The organism is Tropicimonas sp. (genome assembly GCF_047971885.1).
GTDB lineage: Bacteria > Pseudomonadota > Alphaproteobacteria > Rhodobacterales > Rhodobacteraceae > Tropicimonas.
This window is the reverse complement of record NZ_JBKEAE010000087.1, coordinates 1-5870: the sequence shown is the minus strand read 5'-3', so window position 1 is coordinate 5870 and position 5870 is coordinate 1. Positions and strand designations below refer to the sequence as shown.

Here is a 5870-nt window from a genome sequence, read left to right as displayed (position 1 = left end):
CCAGGGGGTGATGATCACCGCAACGAAGAAGGAAAAGATCATCGCCGCCGAGGCATTGGCCGGGATCGGCGACATGTAGGGCCCCATCATGCCGGAGACGAACATCATCGGCAGCAGCGCCACGACCACGGTCAGCGTGGCGACGATGGTCGGGTTGCCGACCTCGCTCACTGCGTCGATCGCCGCCTTCGCGCGACTGCGGCCGTCGTGCATGCCCCAGTGGCGGGCGATGTTCTCGATCACCACGATGGCGTCATCGACGAGGATGCCGAGGGAGAAGATCAGTGCGAACAGGCTGACCCGGTTCAGCGTGTAACCCATGATATAGGCCGAAAACAGCGTCATCAGGATCGTCACCGGAATGACGATCGCCACCACCAGCGCCTCGCGCCAGCCGATGGCGACCCAGACCAGCGCGACGATGGAGAGCGTTGCGAGCCCGAGGTGATAAAGCAGTTCGTTTGCCTTTTCGTTGGCGGATTCGCCGTAGTCGCGGGTGATGGCGACGTTGAGCCCTTCGGGGATGACATTGCCTTCGAGGCGCTCGGCCTCGTGGCGGATTTCCTCGGCGATGGTGACGGCATTGGCGCCGGAGCGCTTGGCGATGGCGAGGGAGATCGCCGGGGTGCGGTCGAACCCACCGTTCTGGCGCGCCAGCGTTGCGACGCGCGCCTCGGTCGTGTCGGTCGCCAGTTCGATGGTGGCAACATCGCGGACATAGACGGCGCGCCCGTCGCGCGTGCCGACGAGGATGTTTCCGATGGTGGCCAGATCGTCCAGGGTTTCGCCGACCGTGAGACCGATCTGCCTGCCGTCCTGCCGCACGGTTCCCAGTTGAAAGGCGCTGTTGGCGGCCTCTACCCGGGCGGTCAGCGCCTGCAGGGTCAGCCCGGCGCTGGCGAGGCGTTCGGGATCAGGAATGATCCGGATCTCGGCCGGGCTTTCGCCGACGATATAGGTGAGGCCGACATCTTCGAGCGCCGAGATCGATACCTGAACCTCGCGCGCGACCCGCGTCAGATCCGCTGCCGTCCAGCGATCGGCATCCTCTGCCCTGGGTGAAAGCGTCAGGACGAAGATCGCCACATCGTCGATGCCGCGCCCGACAATCAGGGGCTCGGGAACGCCGGTCGGGATCCGGTCCATGTTGGCGCGGATCTTTTCGTGCACCCGCAGGATCGCCGCATCGGAGGAGGTGCCGACCTCGAAGCGCGCGGTGACCATCGTGGCGTCGTCGCCGGTCTGGGAATAGACATGCTCGACATCCGGGATCGACTTGACGATGGTTTCCAGAGGTTCGGTAACGAGCTTGACCGCGTCCTCGGCATTGAGCCCGTCCGCGCGCACCATGATGTCGACCATCGGCACGGAGATCTGCGGCTCTTCCTCGCGCGGCAGCACGAAAAGCGCCAGAACGCCCAGAATGAGCGCGGCCAGCAGCATCAGCGGCGTGAGCGGGGAGCCGATGAAGGTGCGCGTCAGCGTGCCCGCGAGGCCAAGGGATCTGGTTTCATTCATTGCACGATCACCCGGTCGCCGGTGCGCAGGCCGGAAAGGACCTCGCGCATTTCGCCTTCCGGTGTCTTCACGACGCCGCCGGGGACGACCACGATCCTCTCCCGGGCGCCATCGACCTCGATCTCCAGCATGTCGATCCCCGACCGGTTGACGAGGGCCGATTGCGGCACAACCAGCGCCTGCCGGCTGGCGACCGGAACGCGGACCAGCACCCGCTGGCCGATATAATCCTCGCGCAGATCGGGAACCGTAGCATCGGCGGTAACACGACCATTGGCGATTTCGGGGTAGATCTTGGCGATCGTGCCCTCCTGCCCGTTGCCAACCTCGACCACGGCGCCAGGCGCAAGGCCCTCGGCATGGCGCTCGGGGATCGCCAGACGCAGGAACACCCCACCCCCGGCGACGGTCGCCACCGCCTCTCCCGGCAGGACGAACTGCCCCTCGCGCATCGGCACCGTCAGCACGCGACCGTCGCCCGGGGCGATGACATCGCCCTCCTGCATCTGCTGGACGATCACCGCGCGCACAGCATCGGCCTCGGCCCTGGCGTTGCGCGCGACATCGGCGGCGGTGCGGATCTGGTCGAGTTGTTGCGCGGTAGTCGCGCCGCGATTCAGCAACTCGGTATTTCGCCGCAACTCCGCCTCGGCATTCTGAAGCTGCGCCTCGGCCGCGAGGATGCGTGCATCCGCCGCCGTCAGTTGCAGCTCCAGCTTGTCGTCGACGATGCGGGCGATCACCTGACCCGCCCCGACCGGGCTGCCCTCGGTCACGTCGAGCGATACCAGCGTACCGCCGATCCGCGACCGGGCGGGAATGACGAACCGGCTTTCGACGCTGCCGAAAAGCGCCTTCATATCGGTCACCTCGACCGGGACGACGGTGATCGTTTCCGCCGCCGCATCGCCCATGGCAACCGACAGCCCCATGGCAAGCACTGGAAGGAGTTTCATCGCAGCCTGCCTTGTCAGTCGTTCAGACCCATCGCGCGGAAGATGCGCGCGGCCGGGCAGAAACCGGTAAAGGCCGACTGGAACAGGTTGAGCCCGACAAAAGCCGTCAACAGGAGGAAGTAGGGCGAAACCCAATAGGCCAATGCGAGCGACAGAAGAACCATGAAACCCGCGAAGGCTGTTACTGCCTGATTTATCGTCATTTTTCCATCCATCATTCAGTGTGGGTTGATTTGAGTTTATCGACACGGAGCAGACGGAAAGCGGCCCGTTCATAGAACGAATCCGGCTTCCCGGTGCGAATCTTGTGCAGGAAGTACTTTTCAAAACCAATCTTGGCGGCATGGACCCACCGCCCCGACGACGACCAGTTGGCGTTGCGCGGCGGGATCTGCGGCTGGGCGACGAACGCCACCCCGCCATCGCCGAAATCGGCCAGACAGACGGCGTTCCAGCTTGCCACCTCGCGCGGCTCCTCCCCCCTGATCAGCGATGCGATATTGGCGGCGGTGGCGGTGACCATGCTTTCGATCATGAAGCCGGTCTTGGGCACGCCCACCGGCACCGGCGTCCTGCCGATCGGCGGGATCGCCACGCCGACGCCGATGGCAAAGACATTGGGAAAGGCGGGGTTGCGCTGGTAGCGGTCGACAAGGATGAAGCCGCGCGGGTTGGTAAGCCCCTCGATATCGCGCACCGCCGCGACACCGCGAAAGGCGGGCAGCAGCATCGAGAAACTGAACGGCAGGTCGTGCATCTGCCGTGTGGTTCCGTCGGCGTTCACCTCTTCGACATGCATCGTACCGGGTTCGACCGACTGTACCCTGGCATTGGTGATCCACGAGATGTGACGTTCGCGCAATTCGTGTTCGAGGATCCCCTTGGTGTCGCCCACCCCGTCGAGGCCCATATGGCCGATATAGGGTTCGGAGGTTACGAAGGTCATGGGAACGCGGTCGCGCACCTTCGCCCGGCGCAGTGCCGTCTCGAGGATGAGGGTAAATTCGTAGGCCGGGCCGAAACAGCTTGCCCCCTGGACGGCACCAACGACAACCGGACCGGGGTTTTTCACCAGATCGTCGAAAGCGGCCTTTGCCTGCACCGCGTGGTCGGTCAGGCAGATGGACTGGGTATTCGCCCCGGGCCCCAGCCCGTCGATCTCGTCAAAGGCCAGTTCCGGGCCGGTCGCGATGATGAGATAGTCGTATTCGACCGTCGATCCGTCCAGAAGATCGATGCGGTTTTCCGCCGGATGCACCCGCCCCGCCCCCTCGGTGCGCAGGGTTATTCCCCGCCGCTCCATGGCGCCGCTGAGATCGACCTCGACCTGCTCCTTGCTGCGCCAGCCGACGGCAACCCACGGATTCGACGGAACGAAGCTGTAGGTCGCGCCCTTGTTCACAACGGTGACCCGATCACCGGGGCCGGTCAGCGCCTTCATCTCGTAAGCCATGATAGCGCCGCCCAGACCGGCCCCCAGTACCACAATATGTGCCATTTCCTTTTCCTCCCTGAAGCACCGGAGCCGTTCCTCCGATACATTACGGATTCTGAATATATCAAAACATTCCAATAATGCAATATGAAGTGTCGTCTATGGGAACAAAGATGTTACATATTGTTTTCATTATGTTTTGGAGATTTTCACATTTGCGCTCAACGCCGGAATCCGCTCACCTCCATCGCTGCACCAGAGAGCCGGCATCGATCGGCGCCGGATCGACTCGGCGCGAGCGGAAAAGCGGCAGGGCCGGATCTGCCGGCAGGCCGGCCTTCAGTGTACCGTCGCCCGGCGCCCGAGACGGGCGCGGGATGTGGCAGCCGGATCGAGGTCGTAAAGCCGGGAAATCCGGGCATCGTTCAGCATGTCGCCCGGCGCCCCATGTTCCGAATTGCCCTCGCGATCGATGGTCAGGATCCGGTGTGCCAGCCGTTCGGCAAAATTCGGGTCATGGCTGGTGAACATCAGCCCCAGCCCCGTGGCCGAAAGGCGCTCCATCAGAATGGCAAGCCTTTCACGGTTGCCGAAGTCGAGCGCCGAGGCCGGTTCGTCGAGAAGAAGCGCCGGAGCGTCCTGCGCAAGCGCCCGTGCAATCATGACGAGCTGGCGTTCCCCCCCCGAGAGCCGCGTTACCGGGGCATCCGCGAGCCAGGCGATTCCCAGCGTGCCGAGCGCGTCCTGCGCCTTGCGCCGATCGGCCTTCCCCGGGGCCGAAAAGGGACCCAGCGATGCGGTACGCCCGGCCAGCACATAGTCGCGGGCGGTGTACGGAAAGGGCATGGTCATGGACTGGGCGACATAGGCGACCCTGCGCGCGATTTCGGGGCGGCTGAGTGCGGACAGGGGCGCACCGCTCAGACGGACCTCTCCGGCAAGGGGTCTGGTCAGCCCGAGAAGCGTGCGGAAAAGCGTGGTCTTGCCTGCCCCGTTGGGGCCGAGAACGACCAGAATCTGACCGGGCTCCAGCGCAAAGGCGATGCCGCGCGCCAGAATGCGCCCGGCCGGGCCGACCGAGAGCATGGAGGCCTCGATCAGTGCCACCCGCTCTCCCTTCGCGCCAGCAGCAACAGGAAAACCGGTGCGCCGATGACCGCCGTCAGGATGCCGAGCGCGATTTCGGTCGTCGCGATCGACCGGGCAGCCGTGTCGACCACGACCATCAGCGTCGCTCCGATCAGAACCGACGCCGGCAGCACCCGGTCGAACCGCGCGCCGGTGATCCGGCGCGCCATATGCGGCACCATGAGACCGATCCAGCCGATGGTTCCGGCCAGCGCGACAGAGGCCGAGGTGATCAGGGTCGTCGCGGCAATGACGATCCAGCGCAGACGCCGCGTGTTGAGGCCGAGCGCCCGGGCCTCATCCTCGCCCATCGACAACACCCCGACCCGCCACCGAAGCAGGAAGAGCGGCACGAACCCGAGCAGCATCGGCAGCAGCGCCAGCGCCATGTCTCCTCGCTGGACACCGGCGAGGCTTCCCAGAAGCCAGAAAGTTATTGCCGGAAGCTGGTCGTCGGGGTCGGCCAGAACCTTCAGCAGCGATATCCCCGCCCCGGCGAGCGCCCCGACGGCGATACCGCACAGCACAAGGGTCAGCGTATCCCCGTGGCGGTCGATTCCCGCCGCCACGGTCATCACCAGCACGACGGTCGCCAGACCGAAGACAAAGCTCATCCCCTGAATGCCGACAACCGGCAGGCCGATGAAGATGCCAAGCACCGCACCCAGCCCGGCCCCGGCCGAGACGCCAAGGATATCGGGCGATACCAGAGGGTTGCGGAATATCGTCTGATAGGAGGCGCCGGCCGCCGCAAGGGCCGCGCCGACGAGGGCAGCGGCCATGACCCTCGGCAGGCGGATATTGAAGAACACCGCCGCCTCCACGCCGCCGGT

Annotated in this window: 6 protein-coding genes; all 6 read right to left on the bottom strand. The window is 65.0% G+C overall.

The window, feature by feature from the left end:
* Positions 1-1518, bottom strand: a 1518-nt coding sequence (locus tag ACK5IR_RS08350) for an efflux RND transporter permease subunit (RefSeq protein WP_416927809.1), incomplete at its 3' end; no start/stop codon positions are given.
* Complete coding sequence (locus ACK5IR_RS08345; protein ID WP_416927807.1) at positions 1515-2474, bottom strand: efflux RND transporter periplasmic adaptor subunit; 960 nt, start codon at positions 2472-2474, stop codon at positions 1515-1517. The genes ACK5IR_RS08345 and ACK5IR_RS08350, both read right to left, overlap by 4 nt.
* A gap of 14 nt (positions 2475-2488) precedes the next feature.
* Positions 2489-2677 carry a DUF2892 domain-containing protein gene (locus ACK5IR_RS08340; RefSeq protein ID WP_416927805.1) on the bottom strand — a complete coding sequence of 63 codons (189 nt, stop codon included), beginning with the start codon at positions 2675-2677 and terminating at the stop codon, positions 2489-2491.
* An 11-nt stretch (positions 2678-2688) separates the two neighbouring features.
* Complete coding sequence (locus ACK5IR_RS08335) at positions 2689-3972, bottom strand: NAD(P)/FAD-dependent oxidoreductase (protein ID WP_416927803.1); 1284 nt, start codon at positions 3970-3972, stop codon at positions 2689-2691.
* Positions 3973-4248: 276 nt separating this feature from the next.
* Positions 4249-5016: an ABC transporter ATP-binding protein gene (locus ACK5IR_RS08330; protein ID WP_416927801.1), complete on the bottom strand. Its 768-nt coding sequence runs from the start codon at positions 5014-5016 to the stop codon at positions 4249-4251.
* A partial coding sequence (locus tag ACK5IR_RS08325; protein WP_416927799.1) for a FecCD family ABC transporter permease occupies positions 5007-5870 on the bottom strand: 864 nt, incomplete at its 5' end. The genes ACK5IR_RS08325 and ACK5IR_RS08330, both read right to left, overlap by 10 nt.